A 1,117-nucleotide genomic window follows, 5' to 3' on the forward strand; every position below is an offset into this window, starting at 1 on the left:
GTCCTGGTTGACGGCGGAGCCGCGCACCACGGCGAGCACGGGGTGCCCGTTGCGGACGGCGTCGGAGTGCCGTTCCAGAAGCAGCAGGCCGACGCCCTCCGCCCAGCCGGCGCCGTCGGCCTCGGCGGCGAAGGGCTTGCACCGGCCGTCGGGCGACAGCGCCCGCTGCCGGCTGAACTCGACGAAGGTGTCAGGGGTGGAGATGACCGTGACACCACCCGCGAGGGCGATCTCGCACTCGCCGGACCGGAGCGACTGGGCGGCCATGTGCAGGGCGACCAGTGAGGAGGAGCAGGCGGTGTCGACGGTGACGGCGGGCCCTTCGAGGCCGAAGGTGTAGGCGATGCGACCGGAGGCCACGCTCCCGGCACTGCCGGTCGCGAGGTATCCCTCCAGTTCCCCGGGGGCACTGCGGGCACGGCTGCCGTAGTCGTTGTAGTTGGAGCCGACGAACACACCGGCCCGGCTTCCGCGGACGCCCTGCGGGTCGATACCGGCGCGTTCGAACGCCTCCCACGAGGTCTCCAGCAGCAGCCGGTGCTGCGGGTCGATGGCCACGGCCTCGCGGGGCGAGATGCCGAAGAAGGCCGGGTCGAACCGGTCTGCGTCGTGCAGGAAGCCGCCGTGCCGTGCGTAGGAGTGGCCGACGCGGTCCGGGTCGGGGTCGTAGAGCCCCTCGACGTCCCACCCCCGGTCGGTGGGGAACGGGGTGATGGCGTCGGTGCCTTCGGCGAGCAGCCGCCACAGGTCCTCCGGTGAGGCGACGTCGCCGGGGAAGCGGCAGCTCATGCCGACGATGACCACGGGGTCGTCGTCGACGGAGGCGGAGGGCAGGTCGCCGCGGATCTCCGCCTCGGTGCCGGTGCCGGTGCCGAACATCTCCCGGTCCAGGTGGGCGGCGAGCGCCGCGGCGGAGGGGTGGTCGAACGCGAGGGTGACCGGCAGGCGCAGCCCGGTGGCCTCGGCGAAGCGGTTGCGCAGCTCGACGGCGGTCAGCGAGTCGAAGCCGAGGTCACGGAAGGCGCGCCCCTCGGGGACGGCAGCGGCGTCCGCGTGTCCGAGCACGGCCGCGGCCTGGGCCCTGATCTCACCCAGCAGGGCCCCGCGGCGCTCGGCC

General features: G+C 73.9%; 1 protein-coding gene. It reads right to left on the reverse strand.

Features of this window, described 5'->3' with window-relative positions; translation table 11 throughout:
- Window positions 1-1,117 (reverse strand): acyl carrier protein (locus tag ACYVE9_RS27830; RefSeq protein ID WP_461030659.1); only part of this gene is annotated, 1,117 nt, incomplete at both ends.

This window comes from Streptomyces sparsus, assembly GCF_054776295.1.